The following is a 20,652-nucleotide window of genomic DNA, read 5'->3' on the forward strand; positions in this document are numbered from 1 at the left end:
CCGCCCTTTTGGAGCGGCTTCTTTGTTACCGGCACATTTCTGGCACTGCCTGGATTCCATGGATAGTTCTGCAAACCTCGATCGCCGCACCTGCTGGGGGATGTTTCTGCTGTGCATGGCCGTGCTGATGTACGAGCTGCTGCTGACGCGCATCTTCAGCGTGCTGATGTGGTACCATTTTGCGTCCATGGCCATCTCCCTTGCCCTGTTCGGGCTTGGGGCGGCGGCCTTGACCGTGGCCCTTGCGCCGGGGTGGTTTCCTCCCGGCCGCACGGCGTCGCTGGCCGCCCGCTGCGCTGCATTGTTCTCGCTGGCGATAACGCTTTTTTTCGGGATCTTCGTTGCCTTTCGCCTTTGGCCGCGTTTCGGCTACACCGTTCTCTCCTTTTTCCATCAACCCTATTATCAGCCCTTTCAACAGGGACACACGGCTGGTATTGACGGCACGATGCTGCTGGCTCTTGCGGGGCTCTACCTGCTGACAGCGCTGCCTTTCTACTTTGCCGGCCTGTCGGTGACCCTGCTGCTGTCACGCCATCTCAAAGGGATCAATCGCCTTTACTGCTGGGATCTGCTGGGAGCCGGCGCCGGCTGCCTGGTCATCATTATCCTGCTCAAGGCCGTTGGGGCGATCACGGCGTTGCCCGTTCTGGCAATCGTGGGGGCGGTGGCGGCGCTGCTGTGGCTGCCCCATGGCGAGGCGCGAGCTGTGCGGTGGGGCGTTGCGTTTCTGCTGCTGGTGCCGGCGCTGCTGGGAGTGGGCAATTACGTGTTCGATTTTGCCGGCATCCGGTTCGCCCGCGGCCGCTATGAGCCCAACATGCAGTGGCACGCCTGGAATTCCTTCTCCCGCGTGGCGGTCTATCCTTCGCAGGGTCAGGAGATGGAGCGCGCCTGGGGACTGTCGCGCACCTACCGGGGGCCGATCCCGGAGCAGCTCGGCATGGTGGTTGACGACACCGGCTACACCAGCATGTTTCGCCGCGACGATGGGCGGTTCCGGGAGTTTTTCCGCTCCAATGTCATTGGTCTGGCCTATGCGCTGCGGCCTGAGGCCGAGGCTCTGGTGATCGGTCCCGGCGGCGGCAAGGACGTGCTGGTGGCCCTGGCGCGGGATGCCAACCGGGTCACGGCGGTGGAGGTCAATCCGCTGATTGTCGAAGCCGTCAATGAGCGTTTCGGCTCGTTTACCGGCGCGCTCTATCGCGACCCCCGGGTGCAGATGGTGGTCGACGAGGGGCGCAGCTTTATCCGCCGCACCAGCCATCGCTACGATGTGATTCAGGCCAGCGCCGTTTTCGGGCGCATGGCCCCGGCGGCCGGGGCGTTCACCCTTTCGGAGAACAACCTTTATACCGTGGAGGCGTTCCGTGATTACTGGCAGCGCCTGACGGATGAAGGGATTCTGACCATCTCGCGCTTCATCTTCGAGCGTGAAACCCTGCGGCTGGCCTCCCTCGGGCTGGAGCTTCTCTCGCGGCAAGCCGTGGCCGATCCCGCTGCGCACATGGTGGTCATCAAGGAGCGGGGCTTGGCCAACTTCATGCTAAAGCGCACCCCCTTCACGGAGCAGGAACTCGCGCGTCTGCGCCAGTTGTCGCGGCAGTTGGAGTTCGACATCGTCTATATGCCGGATCGCCGCGACGGCGACAGCGTTTTTCACGCCCTCATCGCCAGCGGCGGCAGTGATGCCTTCCACGCTGAATTTCCTTTCGACATCCGCCCGGTGGACGATGATCGGCCCTTCTTCTATTACATGCTCAAGCCCGCTGATTTCCTGGATCTGTTTTCTTTCGCGCCCGACAGCCCCTTTGAGGATCGGGCCATATTGACACTGCGCAATCTGCTGATCGTCGTGACGGTCGCGGTCGGCGTGGTGCTGATCGCGCCTCTTCTGGTCTGGCGCCGCAGCGAGCTGTCAAAGGCCGGCACCCTGAGGCGGCTGCTCTATTTTGCCTGCCTGGGGTTGGGATTCATGCTGATTGAGATCGGCCTGCTGCGACGATTTACCGTCTTTCTCGGCCACCCGATTCATGCACTGGCGGTGGTGCTTTTTTCTCTGCTGATTTCCGCGGGGTTTGGCTCGCTGGCTGCTGCCCGCTTCCCGACCCAGCGGCTGCAGCGCCATCTGGCCGGTCTTCTCTCGGCACTGGTTTTGCTTTTTATCCTCTATATTGTGGCTCTGCCACCGATTATGACCCACACCCTGGCTCTCGCTCTGCCGCTGCGCATCCTCATCGTTGTGGTGCTGTTGGCGCCACTGGGTTTCGTGATGGGGATGCCGCTGCCGCTGGGAATGCGGCTGTTTCATCGAGACAGCGAGACGGTGGCCTGGAGCTGGGGGATCAACAGCGCCACCAGTGTCTTCGGCGCTATTTTCGCGGCCGTGCTGGCAATGAATGTCGGCTTCACCTGGACGCTGCTGGCCGGTGTAGCCATCTATCTGACGGCGTTGGGCGCGGTAGCTCTCCGCGGGACCAAGGAGAATCACCCTTGAAGAGATGGTTTTTTCTGAGTCTGCTGCTGTTCTGCCTGCCGGGGTGCACGCCCTCGGGAGAGACAGGTGTGGCAGGACGGCTTTTGATCGAGGACCAGCCGGCTGCGGGAGCGACCCTCGAGGTCTACCTCAAGGATGAACAGGATCGCAGCACCGCACCCTTCGCCGTGGCGACTGCGGACGACGGCGGACGCTACCGTCTTGATCTGCCGCCGGGGCGCTATTTTCTGATCGGCCGCAAACGCACCCATGAGGGTTCGGGTCCCGCCCGCATGTATATGGCCTCCTATCCCGGCAACCCGGTCAAGGTCCGGGACGGCCGCCTGCAGGTGCCGGCTTTCTCCCTGGTTGAAATGGGGCGCGGCCGGGCCCTGGTGCCCGATCCCGCGACCGGTGTCGAAGGGCGGGTGGTTGCAAATGGAGAACCCGTCAGCGAAGTTTATGTCTACATCTACACCGAAGATGCCACGGACCTGATGGGGCCTTCCTACAGTGAAGCGGTCCGAACTGATGAGAAGGGCTTTTATCGAGTGGACCTTCCTGCGGGGCGTTATTTTGTCGCCGCGCGCAAGCGGCTCGATGGCGGCCGCCTGGGAGAGCCAGCGCCCGGCGACCTCAACGGAATTTTCCCCAATAACCCGGTGGAGGTGATCCAGGGGCGCTACGCTTCTCTTGCGGACCTGCCTCTGGCGCCGGTCGATCTTGGCACCCGCAGCGACCGTCGATCCACAGGCAAATTCAAGCCGACCGGAACCGCCCTGAGGGGGCGGATCGTGGATGAAGCGGGCCGCCCCGCGGCCGGTATCTACCTGTTCGCCTACAGCGACAGCCGCATGACAGGCAAGCCGTCGCACATTTCGGAGGCGACCGGGGATGACGGGCGTTTCGTGCTGCACCTCTCCGACGGAGGCGCCTGGTTTGTGGGGGCGCGCAGCGCCTTCGGCGGGCCGCTGGAGCCGGGCGAGCGGGTCGGCACCTATGGCGGGCGCTCTGACCATGGAGTCAACGTGAAACGGGGCGAACGTCTCGACCTGGGAGAGATCCAGGTCAAGGAGGTCTGGTGAGATTCTACCGAGGTATTCCTGCCCTTCTGATGCTGCTGTTTGTCATTATCCGGCCGGTGGCAGCGCAGACCATTTCTGAGGATACCCACTGGCAGGGACAGCTCTCTTTTGCAGAAACGGTGCGGGTGCAGGCCGGGGTGACGTTGACCGTTGAACCGGGTGCCGAAGTCAGTTTTGAGGCGGGCGCGCTCGATGTGGCGGGAACCCTGCAGGCGCGCGACGCCCGTTTTTACGGGGAAGGATGGCAGGGGATCATCCTGCGCGGCGGAGCGGACCTTCTGGAGCGGTGCGTCATCAGCGGCGCCGCGACCGGCGTGCAGGTAATGGGCGGCGCTCCGCGCCTGATCGATGTGAAGGTCGAGGGCGGCACCACCGGCATCGAACTGCGCCGGCGCAGCCAGGCACAACTGAGCGGCTGCACGGTACGCAACCAGGCCGAAGTGGGGTTGTTCGCAAAAGATGAGTCCGCCCCGCGCGTAGAACGCTGCCTCTTCGAGAAAAACGGGCGCTTCGGAGTCTACCTGCACCGCAGCGCCCCTGAATTGTTTAGCGACAACCGCCTGGTTGACAATCCCGTCGGGCTGATGGTGGCCTGGTACGGCACCGACCCGGAGATCCGCAAAAACGAGTTTGAACAAAACGGCATTGCCATCAAGGTGGACCGTGCCGCGCGCCCCCTGGTGACGGGCAACCGCATCCATGGCAACGAAACCGGCCTGCTGCTGTCCCGCCGCGCCGATGCACGGGTGCGCCGCAACCTCGTTCGCGACAATCGCATCGGCATCCAGGTGGAATATTCCTCCTACCCGGTCATCCGGGAGAACGATCTGGCCGGCAACGGCATGGCGCTGGTTCTCCATCACCAGTCCTCGGCCTGGGAGAAAGCCAACGGCGAAGCCATGCGCAATACGCAGAGTTCTGCCCGCGGCCCCTTCAACCGCAACGCTTCCGGCGGAAAAGAAGCCGCCCCGCCACCGGCGGTTCTGACCGGCACAGTGGATGCGCGTCGCAACTGGTGGGGTGAAGATGCAACCGCGCAACTGCAGGTCAACCAGGGGCGGGGCAACCAGGTTTTTATTCACGACAGCCGTGACGAGCCGTTTTTCGAGGACGGCGGGGTCAATTATCCGCTGGATCGGGTGGAGTTTGCGCCCTGGCTTGAGGAGCCGGTTTTTCCTTGAAAATAATAATTTTGAACCACAGAGGGCACAGAGGACACAGAGAAAAATCCGAGAAATAATCTTTTTTGGTTTTAGATCCCTTCCTCTATGGTTTCCTCTGTGTTCTCTGTGGTGAAAGGATTTGGCTTTGTGAACAAAATTCTTATCTTTCTGTTGTTGTCTGTTGCGCCGGTGTTCGCTTTTGCCGCCTCAGGCATCGAGGGTCGGGTCGCCTGGCGGGGGCAGTTGGTGGAGGGGGTGCGGGTGCATGCCTACCGGTCGATTGCCGATATTGCCACCGGGGGTGAGGTGGCCGTTTCACCGCCGGTGGATGTGGATGGCACCTACCGCCTGGAACTGCCGCCGGGAAATTATTATCTGGTGGCGCGTGATTTTGAAGGGGAACCGCGGGAAGGCGGCTATTTCTGCTATTACAGCGGTGCGCCGGTGCGGGTGGAAAACGAGTCTTTCAGCCAGGTCGGCTTCAACCTGGTTCGTATTCCGGAACAGGTTGACGTGGAGCCGGGCGGCAGCAGCGGCATCGAGGGGGAGATTACCTTTCAGGATGAGTTGCTCGAGCGTTGTTATCTCTATGTCTACACCGACCCCGAACGCGGTTTCAAGGGCCCGGGCTACGTCATTGCGCCGGTGGAGAAGGGGCGCTTCCGGCTGCGGCTGCCGCCCGGCGAATACTGGATCCTGGCCCGCAAGCGCGCGGCTGGAGGGCGGTTCGGCCCCATCGAGATCGGCGACTATTTCAACTTCTACTATGGCAACCCGGTGCGGGTCGGCGAGGGGGAGATGCACCCCGTTCATATCGAAACAGTGACGCGGCTCGATATGCTGGAGAAAGGAGACTCTCCCTTTCGCGGGGTGTCGGGGCGGATTCTCGACAGTGAAGGGCGTCCCGTTTCCGGAGTGCGCGTGTTTGCCTACCAGGATCCGGCCATGACGGGGACTCCGGCGGCCATGTCGTCGCCCAGCGGCGAAGACGGCCTCTATCGGCTTCCGCTTTCCGCACAAGGTCCCTGGTATTTTCTGGCCCGTGAAAGCCTTGGCGGTCCGGCGGGCCCTGACGAGCTGCAGGGCCGCTATCAGGGCGGCGCCGGTTCCGGTTTAAATCTTTCTTCGGAGAATCCCTCTCTCGAGGTTGACATTCATGTCCGAAGCTCTATGTAGGCCGCTTTTCTGGGTGGCGGCAATTTTTCTGCTGTGGGGCTCTCCTGCCCTGGCACAGGAGTTCGGCGGCCGGCTTGAAAACGGGAGCCGCTGGCAGGGAACGGTTCGCCTGACCGGCAGTGTCGAGATTCCGCCGGGGGTGACTCTTGAGATTGCTCCCGGCACTGAAGTGCAGGTGGAGCGCCCGGATTACCGAATTCTGGTGCGCGGCCGGCTGCGGGTCAAAGGGACTACCGAGGAACCTGTTATTTTTTCAACGCCTGCGCAATGGCAGGGCATTGAATTCATGGAGCCGGAGGGACACAGTCACATTGATTTCGCCCGCTTCGAGGGCGGAGCGGTGTTTGTGAGCGGTTTTGCCGCACGCCTGACTATGCGGGGCACTGAGTTCCGGGGGGCGGGGACCGCCGTCAACCTGGTGCGCGAGTGTGTGCTGCGGGTGGAGGAGAGCTTTTTCTCCGGCAGCGAGGTCGGCATTGGGATGCAGATGAAATCCCGCGCCGAAATCATCGACAGTCGCTTTGAAAAGCATGGCGTCAGCGCCATTGTTTCTTCCCACGGCAGCCGTGGCAGCGTCACCGGCAACGTATTCAGCAGCAACGAACAGGCGATCGGCATTCAGGGGAAATTCCCAGGCGACATCAGAGATAACCATTTTCGCGACAACCGGGTCGGGATTTTCTGCAATCAGAGCCAGAACACGCCGGAGATTTCCGCCAACCGGTTCGAGGACCATGAAAATGCCCTGGTCAACCTTTCTTTCTCTTATCCGGTTGTACAGCGTAATACCTTCATCGCCAACCAGACCGCCATGCGCAACGATCAGTTCGGGTCGGCCGGCGTGTTTCACAATCTCTTTGCCGGCAACGGCACGGCGGTTCACAATAATCGCAAGTCCAATCCCGAGCTGGAGAAAAATATTTTCCGCGAAAACAAGCTGGCTTTGTTCTGCGATTACTCGTCCTATCCTCGGGTGAAAAACAACAACTTTATCGGCAATGAGATGGCGGTGAAGCTGGGCACCTATCAGAGCGCTGATTTCGAAGGGCGCGAAGGTTCGCGGGGGCTTGTCATGCAGCAGGCGCAGCAGCGTCGCAGCCGTAATCCGCTGTTGGATCAGGCGCCGGATTCATTCAGCGACAGAGTGGATGTGAGCGGCAACTGGTGGGGCGACAGGACATCAATCCTGGAAGATGCGGGTGAGGACGGCAACCTGGAGTTCTTCCATGACCGGCATGACCAGCCGAAGGTGCGCTACGAAGGGTGGGGGGAGGAGGAGTTTACTCTCGACCGGGTCGTTTTCGCGCCCTGGCTTGAAGCCCCGGTGGCCGACGCGGGGCCGGAGGTGAAGCAATGATTGACCATCAGCGGATGACGGATCGGAAAAAGGGAATCGGTTTTTTCCTGTTTCTGTTGTTTTTGTTTGTCAGCCCTGAGGGCGAGGCCGGTGTATTTGAAGGTCGGGTGGTGCATGGGATCGACCCTGTGTCGGGAATCAAGGTCTCGGCCTACAAAAGCCTTGATTTTGCCGGCGAACCCTTCGGAACAGCGGCGACTGATGCTGAGGGTCTCTACCGACTTGAACTCCCGGCCGGACTTTATGCCCTTTTTGCCCGTGACGACGGTCGCGGCCTGTTCGCCTTCTGCGGTCGCAACCCGGTGGCGGTGGCTGAGGGCAGAAGCTGGGCCGGGCTGCAGGCGGTGAGGATGACTCCCCCCCAAATCGCCCCCTATGATGATGAATACAGCGGCGCCATCGAAGGCCAAGTTCTCTTCGAGGGTGAACCGGTCGCAGGGGCGCGCGTCTATCTCTACCTCGATGCCGACACCGATCTCAAGGGACAGGGCTACCGCTTGTCCCCTCCCACCGGCGCGCAGGGCCGTTTTTCCTTCGAAGGGCTGCCCGAAAGCAGCTACTTTCTCGTGGCCCGTAAGCGCTCCGGCGGTGGTCGCGTCGGCCCGGTGCGCGAGGGGGATCTGCAGGGGGTCTTTCACGCCAACCCCCTCTATGTCAAGGCCGGTCATTTGCAGCAGATCAGCATCCCCATGGTGACCAAAATGCAGCAGGAATCGGGCAGCGAAACCTTTGTGCGAGCGACCGGCATGGCCGTCAAAGGGTGTGCGGTAGATACAGATGGCGAGCCGGTGGCAGGGGTGCACGCCTTCGCCTACACCGACCGCGTGATCGGTCACCAGCGCCCCGCCGCCCTGTCTCCCCCCACCGGCGAGGACGGCCGCTTCACCCTGTTTTTTACCGAACCGGGGATCTATTATATCGGCGCCCGCGAGGAATATGGCGATTCGCCCATGCCGGGGGAACTGTTCGGCATGTATGACGAAACGGCCGATCATGGACTGGAGGTCGTGGAGGGGGAGACCCTGCGCGATGTGCGGATCATGGTGGAGCCGGTCCGGTTGGAATAGGTGATAGGTGGTGAAGCCTGTGAATAAAGGGATGTATGGGACTCATGGGACATATTGGACCTATGGGACTTATGGAAAAATCGCTTTTTTTGTTCTGGGTGCTGCTCTTCTGTTGGCTTCGGCTTGTGTTCGAGTGCCTTCAGCACCTCAGGTTCTGCACCTCACCGATGCCGTGATCGAAGGTGAAGCGGTGTGGAGTGGTGAGGTGCGCATTACCGGGGTGGTGGTGGTGAAAAAGAGCGGGCATCTGACCCTTCTGCCCGGCACGCGCGTTCTGTTCGAGAAGATCGATCGCGACGGCGACGGCATCGGTGATTCGGAATTGCTGGTGGAAGGCGGCATCGTCGCGCGCGGGACGGCCGAGGCGCCGATCCTGTTCACCAGCGCGGCGGCCGAACCGCAGAAGGCCGACTGGAAATTTCTCTATCTCGATTTCGCCCGCGAAGGGGTGATCGAACATATCATCAGCGAGTATGCCTTCAGCGGCATCCAGGTTCATTTCTGCAAGGCATCGATCCGCAATTCGGTGTTTCGCCACAACATCGACGGCGTGCGTTTTTCGACCGTCAATCTCGAGGTGGAGAACAATCTCATCCATGAAAATACCCACGGCCTGCGTTACGAAGAACGACGCGGGCGCGCCCATGTCCATCACAACGAGATCCGCGACAACGACATCGGCATCTTCGTCGTGACCCGCTCCGACGACAACAGCCTCATCACCCGCAACAACATCACCCGCAGCCGCCTCTATCAGGTCAAGCTCGGTCTCGAGCAGCACGGCGACGTGACCTTTCCCGCCAACTGGTGGGGCACAGCCGATCCCTCCGTGATGGAGGAATCTTTTCTCGACCATTCTTTTGATCCGGCCCTGGGGGAGGTTTTCGCTCCCCAGCCTCTTACCGAACCTGTGGTTTTCATCCCGAATAGATAAGCTGCGCGCCCACCCGCCCACCGTTTTTGTTTTTCTGGCCTGCCTTTTTCTCGCCATTTTTTATTAATAAGAAATATCAAATATCTCATTGCCTTTAAGAATCTTTGCGGATTTTTTATACACGATAGAGTTTATCGGTATATAAAATCGCCATATTCTAAGTCCCCGGAATGATATGAAAAATAAGGGTGTTGTAAATGGCTTGTAAGTTGCATAAAAAGTTTCATATTTTTATTGTTCAAGAGTTTAATACTAGGAAAAGCCTGAAAATAAAGAAAATATTATTAAGCTGGCTCTTTTTTTATTTTATTCCTGGCTCGTGATTTGACGAAGTGTTGGCGATATGACGGATGGGGTGAGCTGTTTTGGATTGTGACGGAAATCCAGGGTCCGCATGCAATAAACAGAGGCAGAGCATGATTGGTTTTCGAAGTCAAATGATTGGATGGACAATTTTTGTGCTTGTGCTGGCATTGCTTCCGGCCGAAACGGTGCGGGCCATCGAGGTGCACAATTTTGATTGCAAAAATTGTCATAAACTCGGTGTTTCCTACAACGAGTTGGGCAACTCCACCACCAATGTCTGCCTTGAGTGCCACAAGGACAATCCCCCTTCGGTCACTATGCTCGACGGCTTCAGTGCAACTCCGACAGGTGTGTTCGCGCCAACAGATGCCAGCAACGTCATGGGATCCTACCCGACGGGGTTGGCGGAAGGCAGCGGGTCGCGCTCTCAGTCCTCCCACATCTGGGCAGCGCGCGACGTCAATGAGGCCGCGGGGGCCAAGGCGCCGAGCAATCGTTATTTCTACGGGCGCTACGGCATCTCTACCGGCAAAGTGACCTGCCAGCGCTGCCATGACCCGCACAGCCGCGATGCCACCAATACCAAAATTCTGCGGCTCGGCACCGGCAGCCGTGAGCAGATGTGCATCGACTGTCACGCGCCCTGGAATATCGACAATACGGATCACGGCCTGTTGAGTCATCCCATGGTCGCTGATTATGCTGCTGTGCAGGGAGCGGTAGCCAACGAGGGCAAATACCGCGCCCCTGCAGATGTCGCGACACAGGGCGGCGAGGTTGTTCTTGTGGATGGCAAGGTCTCCTGTTCTTCATGTCACGGAGTGCATTTCACCGATTCGGACGGCACGACACTTGATGGTCCAGGGCAGACTCTGAGTGCCGGCGACGGCAAATTGCTCAAAGCCGATGGTCCGGCTGGGAATGATAAGTCGATGCTGTGCCAGGCCTGCCATACCTATAAAGCTCATGGCAGCACGAACGAAACGGTGGGCTGCCTGGTGTGTCACAGCGGGCATGCCTACAACGGCGGTAACCCCAATTACTATGTCCTGCGCGGGCAGACCGAGACAACTACCTACGGGGCGGTCAATTCCCTGGCTTACACCGATTTGACGGCCGATCTCGGGGGCACCTCGACCACCGCCCAACTGTGGGCGGGCAGCGCCGGCAGCGCCGATGGTTACTGCGAGCGCTGTCATGGGGATCTGACGTCCATGCCCGGCAGCAGCAGGACTCATGTGGAAGGCGAGGATTGCCTGGAGTGCCATGCCCACAATGGCGATGGGATGACCTACGCCTTCGAGGCCAACTGTACCGATTGCCACGGCTGGCCGCCGAGCGCCGACTCCGGTGGAGGGCCAGAAGGGTACGCTTTTGTCGACGCGCCCGAACCGGAAGGCCGTAATTATTCCCAGGATGCCGATTACAAACCCGAAAGCACCACAGCCCATACGACGCACACCGGTTCGACAAGTGACTACGGGCTTTCCTGCGGCAGTTGCCATGATGACGACTTTGGCGCCACACACAACGACGGCAACAATCAGAATGTTTTCACCGGCAGCTCTCCCCATGTTGTATCCGGAGCGGGCGGCGTCCTGCGCCCGGTTTACGATAAGACGGGCGCGGGAACCTGCTCCAGCGTCTACTGCCACAGCAACGGCGGAAAGCGAAACGCCTCCGGCACAAAACAAGCTGCTGATTTTAACACTGTTGCAGTGACCTGGACTGGCGAGAGCATCACCTCCTGCGCGGCCTGCCACGGTAACGACAGTGTCGCCATGGGTACAAGCAACAACTCGCCCCGTCACATCCCGCACCTCGATCGGGGCTATTCCTGCAATATCTGCCATCAGGCCACCGCCGCCAGCGCCACCGCTCTGGCCGCCGGCGCGGCAGGCGGGAGCCATGTCGACGGCGAGGTCGATATCGTTTTCGACTCGTCCTACAGTCTTGGAGCAGGCCTTATGGGCAGCGGTAGCTATGACGCGGTTGCCGGCACCTGCGCGGTTTATTGCCATTCGGACGGCAAGGGGAACTATGCTTCTGCCGATTGGGATCTCGCTTCGGGTGGAGCCTGTGACTTCTGTCACGGGCATGACGCCGGGTCCGCCAACCCGCTGACTTCCGGCAGCCACGCTACGCATATCGACGACAGCGACAACGAGATCGGCCGCAGTCTGGGCTGTGTCGAGTGTCACAGCAATACGGTCAGCGACAACAACACTATCGGCACTGCGGCCAATCACATCGACGGCGCCTTCACCCTCGGCATCCGGATGGATGGGAACAAGTCCGACTGCACCAATATCTACTGTCACAGCAACGGCAACGCCGGCAACCTGGTATACCGCGACCGGGCCTGGGGAAGCGCCCCCATCTTCTGCGACGGCTGTCATGGCGACGGAAACGGCAAAGCCTATCCCGCGTATGCCAATGGCGGCATCGGCCATGTCGATGCCAACAGCCACGAAGCTCATGCGGGTAACGCCGGTTTCAACTGCGCAGAGTGCCATAGCACTACCGCGACGGGCAATGGTCTCAAGACCGGCGGGACGCTGACGCATCTCAATGAAACCATCGATGTCTCCGGCCCCCAGTTCGCCTGGGACCCGGCGACTGGAACCTGCAGCAACATCGCCTGCCATTTTGACAATGGTGCGAAGTGGGGTGACACTCTGACCTGCACCTCCTGCCACAACAACGGCACCGATGACGGAAACCTGGTCAATGCGGTTCCGGCAGCAAGTAGCGCCATCCACGCAATCCATTACAATGCGGCGGCCACTTACGTGGGCGGTTGCGACGGCTGCCACGGCGGCGGCGCATCAACCGGCAGCCATGCGGGTCATGCCGACCTCAGCAGAACCCTGGTCAACCTGACCTACTCCGATGTCGACAAAAACTGCACCAATGCCTGTCACCTGGCCGCTCCGGTCAATCTGTGGAGCGCCGGCCAGAGCCTGGCCTGCAGTGACTGCCACGGCTCGGGTAAATCCCTTGACTCTGGGGACAACCCGCCGAGCAGCGGTTCCCATGCCGCCCATGTCGTCAGCGCTGCGGGCGCCTATGGCTCGACGGCGAACTCATCGACGGCCGACACGTACGACTTCGGCTGCGGTAAATGTCACGGCAGCGATGACATCAACCATATCGACGGCACCCTGACGGTGGTCGACGTCGGCTGGACGGGGACTGTCTGCAACCAGAGCTACTGCCACTCCAACGGCGCCTACGACAACGGCGACCCCGCCACCACCCGGCGCGAGTATGTCGCTTCGCCCCAGTGGCTGGGCGGCACCTTCAGCGGCGACCGGTGCGCGGCCTGTCACCTGAATTCGCCGGATACCGGTGCCCATCATGAGCATGAAGTCGGCTTCCACTACGACGCGGTTTACAGCGGTCTTGCCGGGTTTCTGCCGGTGCTCGACACGGACCCCGTGCCGGCCGGGCTCACTTATACCGTTCTCAGTGAAGTCCGCGGCCACGGCGGTCGCCTGGATGACGGTATCACCTCCACCTCCACTGTTCTGAGCTGCCAGGTCTGCCACAATGCCACGGTCACGGTCTGGTACAACGATAACAACACCACCTGCGCCGCATGCCATGTGGGTGGTGCCGCGCCGCCCAAGGGCCAGATGACCATCGCCGATAAGAGCAGGCACGTCAACGGTGTCCGCGATGTGCAGTTCTTCAATCAGAAGGTGCGCTCCAAAGCGCAGCTGAGCGATATGGTGCCCGATTTGCCCGGGCCCAATGTCGATTGGACGGAGATCCTCGAACTTCAGCAGAGCTGGGTGCGCATCAACGGCTACAAGGCCGCCGACGGATCGAGCTATGACGAGTCGCCCGACACCCTTCTCAGCACCGGTCTTTTCGATAACGGGACCGGCGAGATCGGCGGAGACGTTGCCAACCCGACCTGTCTGGTTTCATGCCACCTGACCAACAAGTTCATCTCCGACAACAACCTCGACAAGGAACCTGTCGGGTGGTTTGACGGCGGGCGGATGTGCATCGACTGTCATACGCGCCTGCCGCGATAGGAGGCGTTGATGATCCGGCAACCTGAAGACGCTGAAAAAAAGGAAATCGTGAAAGGCCCAAGAGAGTTTTCCGGGAGACAAAAGATGAGTTTTGCACATACGGACGTTCAATCGAAAGCCTGCTGCTCCGGCCGGAACCGGAGGAAAGGGTTTCTGGGCGCCTTGACTTTGATACTGTTGTTGAGTCTGACATCCTTTTCGCAGGCCGCGATCCCTGATGTGCCTGCCAGCGGCGCCTATATCGAGGCCGAAGACTACGTCGGCATGGGGGCGCCCAACCCCTGGGCCTGGGAATTTCAAAGCAGCGTTACCGGTTTTCAGGGCACGGGCTATCTTTACACCACCAACGGCGGGACCGGCACCACGCCCAACGGCTCACGCGTTGATTTCCCGGTGAACTTTCTCGAAGCCGGCACCTATCAGATTTGGCTGCGGGGTCGGGATCAGGATGGCGCCGGCGGCGGCGATTCGACTTTCTGGGGGATGGACGGCACTGTGCTGGGGGCATTGACCCAAGCCGGCGACAACCGGTGGGAGTGGACCACCCGCCTGCAGAACGGCACCAACCAGGTGACCATCAACGCGCCCGGGGGCCACACCCTCAATCTGTGGCCGCGCGAGACGGGGCAGCACACCGACAGTATCTTCATCATCCGCACCGATAAGCCGCTGCCGGATAACCTTTCCGAAGGCAGCGCCGCCGGAGTGCCCACCGGCCACACCGCCTTGGATTTCTCGCAGACCGGGCCCGGCGCAGGCTATATCACCATCGCCGACGGCCAGAAGGTCAACGGCGACACGATCGATCTGGTCACCGGCAAAATCGACGGCAATGATCTGGTCTACGACACCGATCTCTCCGGGCTCACCTACCGCCCCCTGCTCCCGCCCAGCGATGGGTTCAACGGCTATGCCGTCGGGTCCAAGTGGACCAAGGTCGACGTGGGCGGTGACACCACCCCCGATCCCGTCATCGACAACAGCGGTGTTCTGCATCTGACCGGCAGCGGGCAGAACATCTGGAACCGCAGCGATTATTTCACCTACCTTTACCAGAACGGCATCAGGGGCGATTTCAGCATCGACGTCCATGTGAAAAACCTTCAGAATACCAACGGCTATGCCAAGGCGGGGATCATGGTGCGCCAGAGCCTTGCGGGCAACAGCCAGCACGCCATGGCGCTGATGACCTACAGCAACGGGGCCGGCTTTTACCGCCGCACCACTGCCGGCGCCAATTCACAGAATACGCTTGCCGCGGGCCAGACCACACCCAAATGGGTGCGCATCACCCGCGAGGGAAATACCTTCACCGGTTACTATTCGGCGGACGGGGTGAGCTGGAACCTGATCGGCAGTGATACCGTGGTCATGAGCGATCCGGTGATTATCGGCCTCGGTGTCACCTCCGCCGACGCCAACCAGGACAACACCGCCCAGTTCGACAACTTCCTGTTCACTGACACGGTGATGGGCGCCACCAGCGGCTGGACCGACGTCACCACCCCCTTCGGCGCCGTGGCCGCGGGCTGGGGAACCGACCCCGGCGTGCCTGAAGAAAGAGCCATGGCGCTCAAATCCGGCGGGACGCTGGCCGTCAACACCTTCACCTACAGCTCCTGCGTGGACACCACCCCGTCGAGCATCACCATCCCGGCGGGTCAGATCGTCTCCGGCGGTTCGGTCAGTCTGCCCAGTCTCTTTGACACAGAGGGCAACGTCGCTGGGTTCACCTATCAGATCAACGGCGTCGGCGCCAACAACCCCTGGAACAGCAACGCCTTCGGCACCGATACCCCAGAGGACGTGACCTTGACGGTGCGCGGCAGCGACCCCGACTGCGGCGGTTCGCTTCATTCAGCCAGCGCAACCATCACCGTCGACAACACCTGTCAGGATTCAACACCCTCAACCCTCACCATCGCCACCGGGCAAAGCACCGGCGGCCGGTCCGTGGATCTGACCACCCTCTTCACTAAAACCGGTGACGTGGGCTCATTCACCTACGAGATCAACGGGGTTCCTGTTACCAGCCCCTGGAACAGCACCGCCCTGGTGCCGGTCAACAGTGACGGCTCCGTCACCCTGACCGTGAGCGGCATCGACCCCAATGACGATTGCCCGGAAAAACCCGATATTCTCATTGAAGCCTCCAACACGATTTATGTCGACAATCGCTGCACCGGCGTCGATCCCACGGTACTATTCGACGACAGCCCCAAATACGTGGCCTCCGGCAAGCAGGTCGCCTATACGGTGACGGTTTTCAACAACGACGGGCTGATCTGCGATCCGATGGATGTCACCCTGAGCCTGGTGGGCGACAGCAATCTCAGCGATTTCGACGCCTCTATTCTCATGGGCGGTACCCAGAGCGTTTTGCCGCGCGACTCCAGAACCTGGGAGATGATCGTCGGCGCGAGAGAGGACGTGCCGGAATGGCAGGAGAACACCACCACGGTGCGGGCTACCATCGACAGCGATCCTAACGGACATGTCCACACTGCCGTGGATGCGAGCACCAAAACCGTCGTCTTTCTGGTCTCGCCCATCACCCACAACAGCATCACTACCAAATCGAGCAAATGGGGGGGCAACTGGGGCACCAGCGACGCGGGTAGCAAGTACGGAAACTTCACCTGCCTGACCTGCCACGAGAAGAACTCCCCCAATGTCAAATGGATGCGCGAAACCATCGCCACCCCCGACGGCAGCAACTGGGAGAGCACCGGCACGAATTCGGTCACCGTCGTTTTCAACGATGCCCGTGACGGATCCTCCGACTGGGGCAATGACGACCCCTACGGGCTCGACGGAGCCGATTTCGACAACAACGGCGGACCCGGTCGCACCTCCTCCAACCGCAGCTGCGAGGTCTGTCATTCGCAGACCCTCTATCATCGCTACGACACCAGCGGGCAGGCGGAGCTGGCCCATTTCAACGACCGCGCCTGCATCGACTGCCATCGCCATGACGAGGGTTTTACCGCCGACTGCACCAACTGTCACGGCAACCCGCCCATCGACGATAGCCACGGCGGCCCCTGGGGGCTGGCCGATGTGCCGGGTGTGACCGGCTCGGTCACGGCCGGCACCCATTACAAGCACGTGGTGGTGCTCAACTACCCCTGCACCTATTGCCACGCCAACTACCGGGGCGTTGATCAGATGCCCCATCAGAACGCAGAGTCCGGTCTTTACGACATCAATCACACCTTCAATGTTTTTGATTCGCCGGAGTCCGGGGCCACCGCCGGCCACTACACCGGCCAGGACGGCGTGTCCTATGAAGGCGTCATCGTCGCGCCGGGACAGGGCACCCTGTCCTGCGAAAGCATCTACTGCCACGGCGGCACCGACAACATGGGCGGCTCCAACCCCCAGTGGAACGGCAACATCGCCTGCGATTCCTGCCACGGTACCAGCGCCACCAACACCCCGCCGGGCTACAGCCACACCACCCACGTCGGCAAGATGGGCATCGCCTGCACGGTGTGTCACGGCATGGAGGTGGGCAACACCACTCAGGACAACCCGGGGCTGGTTGGACATGAAGGCGCCAACGTCAAGGGGCATGTCAACGGTAGCGTGCATATCGACCTGAGTCTGCTGCAGGATCCCCCCTACAACAACAGCAACCCCACTTATCGCGGGCAGACCCTGTGGAACTCTGGCACCCTGGCGCCCAGCGCCGAATACGGGACCTGCAGCAACATCGCCTGCCATTACAACACCGAGACCCCGGTGTGGAACGACGGGCCCGCCACCTGCGTCACCTGTCACAACAACACCGGTGAAAGCGGCGGGCCGGCGCAGACAAGCTGGCGGGTCGGGACCATCGGCATCAACAACGCCGCGCCCAACACCGGCAACCACGACGAGCACTGCGATCCCGCCGATGGGATCGACACCGCCATGATCGGCGCCTTCGTCAACAAGTGCGACAGCTGCCACGGTGCCGGCGCCAACAGCGGCGAACATGTGGGGCATATCGATTTCACGACGGATTTTGCCGGCGGTTTCACGTATGATGATGTTGACGGCAGCTGCGCCAACTCCTGTCACTACACCGATGCCACCTACAATTGGGGGTCGGTCGGCGCTCTGCCCTGCCATTACTGCCACATGCCGCGCACCGACGGCAGCGGCGGGGCTTACATCGGGCCCACCGTCGTCAATCCGGACGGAACCGGCTTCGACGGGCGCGATGGAGACGGCAACGGCACCTATTGGACCGGTTACGGCTCGCACCTGAAGAAAACCAGGGGCGAGACTCTCGGCGCCGGCACCAATTGGGACGCCCAGTGCCAGATCTGTCATCCCTACCACGAGGGGGGTGTGGAAGTGCCGCTGCCGCCCTCCAACTGGACGGCCGCTTCCGGAACCTCCAGCCCGCAGATGGGCAGCAACATGCAGGAAAAACTCGGCCTGCAGTTCCCGGTCACCGGGGGTATTCATCTCAAGCCTTATAGCGGGGCGGCCAGCGAGGCGGAAGTGTGCTGGAATTGCCACGGAACGGACGACACCATCAATGAATGGGGATTCAATACCGACACGGCGCCCGGTTTCCCCAACAGCCAGAACATCTGGAGCGGGCCGTCCCACAATTACGGCCATCTCTACAGCGATGCGGGCTGGACCACCCAGACCCCCTACTGGGTCGACACCAACGGCAAGGGCATGTACCGTAAGGACTATTACCAGCACTCCACCCAGACCACGCCGAGTTACGTTCTGAGCCAGCGCATCAGCTCGGTGCATTCCGTCAATTTCGAGCTGGGTGAAAACGAGGCTTCGAGCGTGAAGCTCAACATCAATGCCGATGGCACGGTGAAGCGCGACAACACCCAGACCCTCGAAGCGCGTGACAAAATCCGCTGCACCTATTGCCATGACGTGCATGACATGAACCGGGCGCTGGTCAATGACCTGACTCAGGAAAACTCTTCCGGCCCCCCCTACCTGCGCGGCACCTGGATGGGCAATCCCTATGGGCCGGATATGCCGCCGATTTCCGGGTATACCTATCCCACCGACGGAGGCTACCACAACCGCGGCAACCGCTTCGCCTCCTTCAGCAGCGATAACAACAATCGCGGCAACATGGTCTTCAGCGCGGCGGTGCCGCGCCTCTTCGTCGACACCCAGCAGAACAAGGGCGGCTATTTCATCGACCAGAACAGCGGCTGGCCGACTGACGGACGTACCCTGGAGGACACGGCGGGGATCTGCGTCATGTGCCACGGCGGCAACGTCGACAACCTAGATTATTATACAAATGCCAGCATGTGGCGCACCGGTACGGTCAACGGCCACAGCAACGCCGTCCTCGGCGGGACGGGCGCCAACAAACGCGACATCTTCGATGCGCGCCGCGGCGGAACCGGGCGCATGTGGATGGCGGCCCAGGAAGGCGTGAATATAAGACAATACGGGAAAAACCCGCCGGGAGGCGGCTATCAGCCGCGATCGATCGGCCCCTTCCGCGGCGTTTTCTACACTAGTGGCAATAAGCCGGCCAAGGATCGCGCCGCGGGTGCTCCGCCGCGAAACACCGGCTGGTACGGCGGCACCGTCGGCAGCACGACGCGCGGCGGCCAATACAACGCCTGGTACAGCGCATCGGGCATCGGGACGCACGGCGGTCCCAGCGGCAGGGCGCACGATTTTACCTGCTCCAAGTGCCACACGCCCCATGCTTCCGGCCTGCCGGCGCTGCTGATCACCAACTGCCTCGATGCCAATGTGTCCAACTGGAGCAGCGGCAATGCGGGACCCAATCAAACCGGCCAGGCACCCAACACCGCCAACACCTGTCACCGCAAGAGCAGCACCACCACGGGCTGGAACAAGCTGGCGCCGGGGCAGTAAACACAACAGGTGGGTGAATGAAAGATACCTTGGCCGCGCAGGGTCGAAAAGGATGTCGAAGTGTGACTTTGGATTGCATCGGCGATAAACCCGGCAGGGTTCAGCGACTGCTGCTGGTGATGATGTTCTTTTTCGGCGGTCTTTTGTTCAGCGGCCCCGGGCACTGTGAACGACCGACGGCAATCACCGGCAAGCTGACCACGGGCGCGGGAAAAACGCCCGTGGTCGGCGCCGTGGTCAAAGCCTGGCCTGTAGGAGAGGCTTTGACCGGCGAGGCGCCCCATGTTGCCGCCGAAACGGCGCAAGACGGGCATTTTCGGCTGTCTCTTCCCCCCGGCGACTATTTTGTTCTCGCCGAGGGCGCGGGCCTCTACGCGTTTTACGGACGCAACCCGCTGAACGTGCCCGATGGGGGCGTGGCCGGCCTGAATCTGAGCATGATTTCGCGCGAAGTCCCGCCGGCTCACATCGATGCCCGCGTCGAAACCGGGTTTCTGGGTCGTCTGACTCATGACGGCAAGCCCCTCGAAGGCGCAATCGTCACGGTCTATGCCGATGCCCGCGGCGCATTTCGCGGGATGGGCCTGGGGTGGGCGGCGCCGACGGATGCGGCGGGCTTTTTCGAAGCGCCGCTACCGCCGGGTTCCTACTACCTGGTGGCGCGCAAGCGCAATGGCGAGCATCTGAGGGGGCCGCTGCAGGCGGGGGATTTCTTCGGATATTTCCCTGATAATCCGGTCCGGATACGGGAAGGGAAGGTGGTCGACGTGTCTTTTGCTCTTGTGGAGATCCCCGAAAAAATCAGGCTGCAGGGTGAAGAGATGTTCGGTGACACCAGCATCCGCGGGCAGGTGCTCGACGGCACGGGACAGACGGTGGCAGGTGTCAAGGTGATGCTCTACGGTGACCCGATGATGATGCAGCGCCCGCTGTACGTGTCGCATCCGACCAATAAAAAAGGCGAGTTTGTTCTCTCTTTCCCCCGCGGGGGGCGCTACTGGCTGGTGGCGCGGGACGATCTGGGCGGGCACCCGCGGCCCGGTCAGTTTTATGGCCGGTATTCGGACTCTCTGGATGGTTCGATCTACATCCGCACCGGACAGAAGTTCGAAGGCGTTCGCATCAGAGGAGAGATTCTCAACTAGTGCCCTGTTAGCTCCGCAGGGGTGTC

Annotated in this window: 10 protein-coding genes; all 10 read left to right on the plus strand. The window is 61.1% G+C overall.

Annotated elements, in window-relative coordinates; all coding sequences use genetic code 11:
- Window positions 1-58 precede the first annotated feature (58 nt).
- The 10 genes from GSUB_RS02890 to GSUB_RS02935 all read left to right on the plus strand — a co-directional run bounded on the left by GSUB_RS02890 (window position 59) and on the right by GSUB_RS02935 (window position 20,626).
- Complete coding sequence (locus GSUB_RS02890) at window positions 59-2,497, plus strand: spermine/spermidine synthase domain-containing protein (RefSeq protein WP_052464432.1); 2,439 nt, start codon at window positions 59-61, stop codon at window positions 2,495-2,497.
- The gene (locus GSUB_RS02895; protein ID WP_040199114.1) at window positions 2,494-3,561 is read left to right on the plus strand and encodes a hypothetical protein; all 1,068 of its coding nucleotides are present in this window, start codon (window positions 2,494-2,496) and stop codon (window positions 3,559-3,561) included. The genes GSUB_RS02890 and GSUB_RS02895 overlap by 4 nt, the downstream gene beginning before the upstream one ends.
- Window positions 3,558-4,742, plus strand: a complete 1,185-nt coding sequence (locus GSUB_RS02900; protein ID WP_040199115.1) for a right-handed parallel beta-helix repeat-containing protein — start codon at window positions 3,558-3,560, stop codon at window positions 4,740-4,742. Before GSUB_RS02895 ends, GSUB_RS02900 begins: the two co-directional genes overlap by 4 nt.
- 129 nt (window positions 4,743-4,871) lie before the next feature.
- Window positions 4,872-5,900, plus strand: a complete 1,029-nt coding sequence (locus GSUB_RS02905; RefSeq protein ID WP_040199116.1) for a carboxypeptidase-like regulatory domain-containing protein — start codon at window positions 4,872-4,874, stop codon at window positions 5,898-5,900.
- Window positions 5,881-7,257 (plus strand): right-handed parallel beta-helix repeat-containing protein, encoded by a 1,377-nt coding sequence (locus GSUB_RS02910; RefSeq protein WP_040199117.1) that lies wholly within the window; start codon window positions 5,881-5,883, stop codon window positions 7,255-7,257. The genes GSUB_RS02905 and GSUB_RS02910 overlap by 20 nt, the downstream gene beginning before the upstream one ends.
- Window positions 7,254-8,324: a hypothetical protein gene (locus tag GSUB_RS02915; protein ID WP_040199118.1), complete on the plus strand. Its 1,071-nt coding sequence runs from the start codon at window positions 7,254-7,256 to the stop codon at window positions 8,322-8,324. The genes GSUB_RS02910 and GSUB_RS02915 overlap by 4 nt, the downstream gene beginning before the upstream one ends.
- A 19-nt stretch (window positions 8,325-8,343) precedes the next feature.
- Window positions 8,344-9,258, plus strand: a complete 915-nt coding sequence (locus tag GSUB_RS02920) for a right-handed parallel beta-helix repeat-containing protein (protein ID WP_144401924.1) — start codon at window positions 8,344-8,346, stop codon at window positions 9,256-9,258.
- A 437-nt stretch (window positions 9,259-9,695) separates the two neighbouring features.
- Window positions 9,696-13,610 (plus strand): CxxxxCH/CxxCH domain c-type cytochrome, encoded by a 3,915-nt coding sequence (locus GSUB_RS02925; protein WP_158414031.1) that lies wholly within the window; start codon window positions 9,696-9,698, stop codon window positions 13,608-13,610.
- Window positions 13,611-13,694: 84 nt separating this feature from the next.
- Complete coding sequence (locus tag GSUB_RS02930; protein ID WP_158414032.1) at window positions 13,695-19,481, plus strand: CxxxxCH/CxxCH domain c-type cytochrome; 5,787 nt, start codon at window positions 13,695-13,697, stop codon at window positions 19,479-19,481.
- A gap of 62 nt (window positions 19,482-19,543) precedes the next feature.
- Window positions 19,544-20,626 carry an MSCRAMM family protein gene (locus tag GSUB_RS02935; protein WP_040199121.1) on the plus strand — a complete coding sequence of 361 codons (1,083 nt, stop codon included), beginning with the start codon at window positions 19,544-19,546 and terminating at the stop codon, window positions 20,624-20,626.
- Window positions 20,627-20,652 lie beyond the last annotated feature (26 nt).

The sequence above is a fragment of the Geoalkalibacter subterraneus genome, assembly GCF_000827125.1.
Taxonomy (GTDB): Bacteria; Desulfobacterota; Desulfuromonadia; order Desulfuromonadales; family Geoalkalibacteraceae; genus Geoalkalibacter_A; species Geoalkalibacter_A subterraneus.

Bases quoted from the DNA above. Each gene is read 5' to 3' on its own strand.
- GSUB_RS02890 (WP_052464432.1), top strand. From the start codon at position 59: ATGGATAGTTCTGCAAACCTCGATCGCCGCACCTGCTGGGGGATGTTT.
- GSUB_RS02910 (WP_040199117.1), top strand. From the start codon at position 5,881: ATGTCCGAAGCTCTATGTAGGCCGCTTTTCTGGGTGGCGGCAATTTTT.
- GSUB_RS02915 (WP_040199118.1), top strand. From the start codon at position 7,254: ATGATTGACCATCAGCGGATGACGGATCGGAAAAAGGGAATCGGTTTT.
- GSUB_RS02925 (WP_158414031.1), top strand. From the start codon at position 9,696: ATGATTGGATGGACAATTTTTGTGCTTGTGCTGGCATTGCTTCCGGCC.
- GSUB_RS02930 (WP_158414032.1), top strand. From the start codon at position 13,695: ATGAGTTTTGCACATACGGACGTTCAATCGAAAGCCTGCTGCTCCGGC.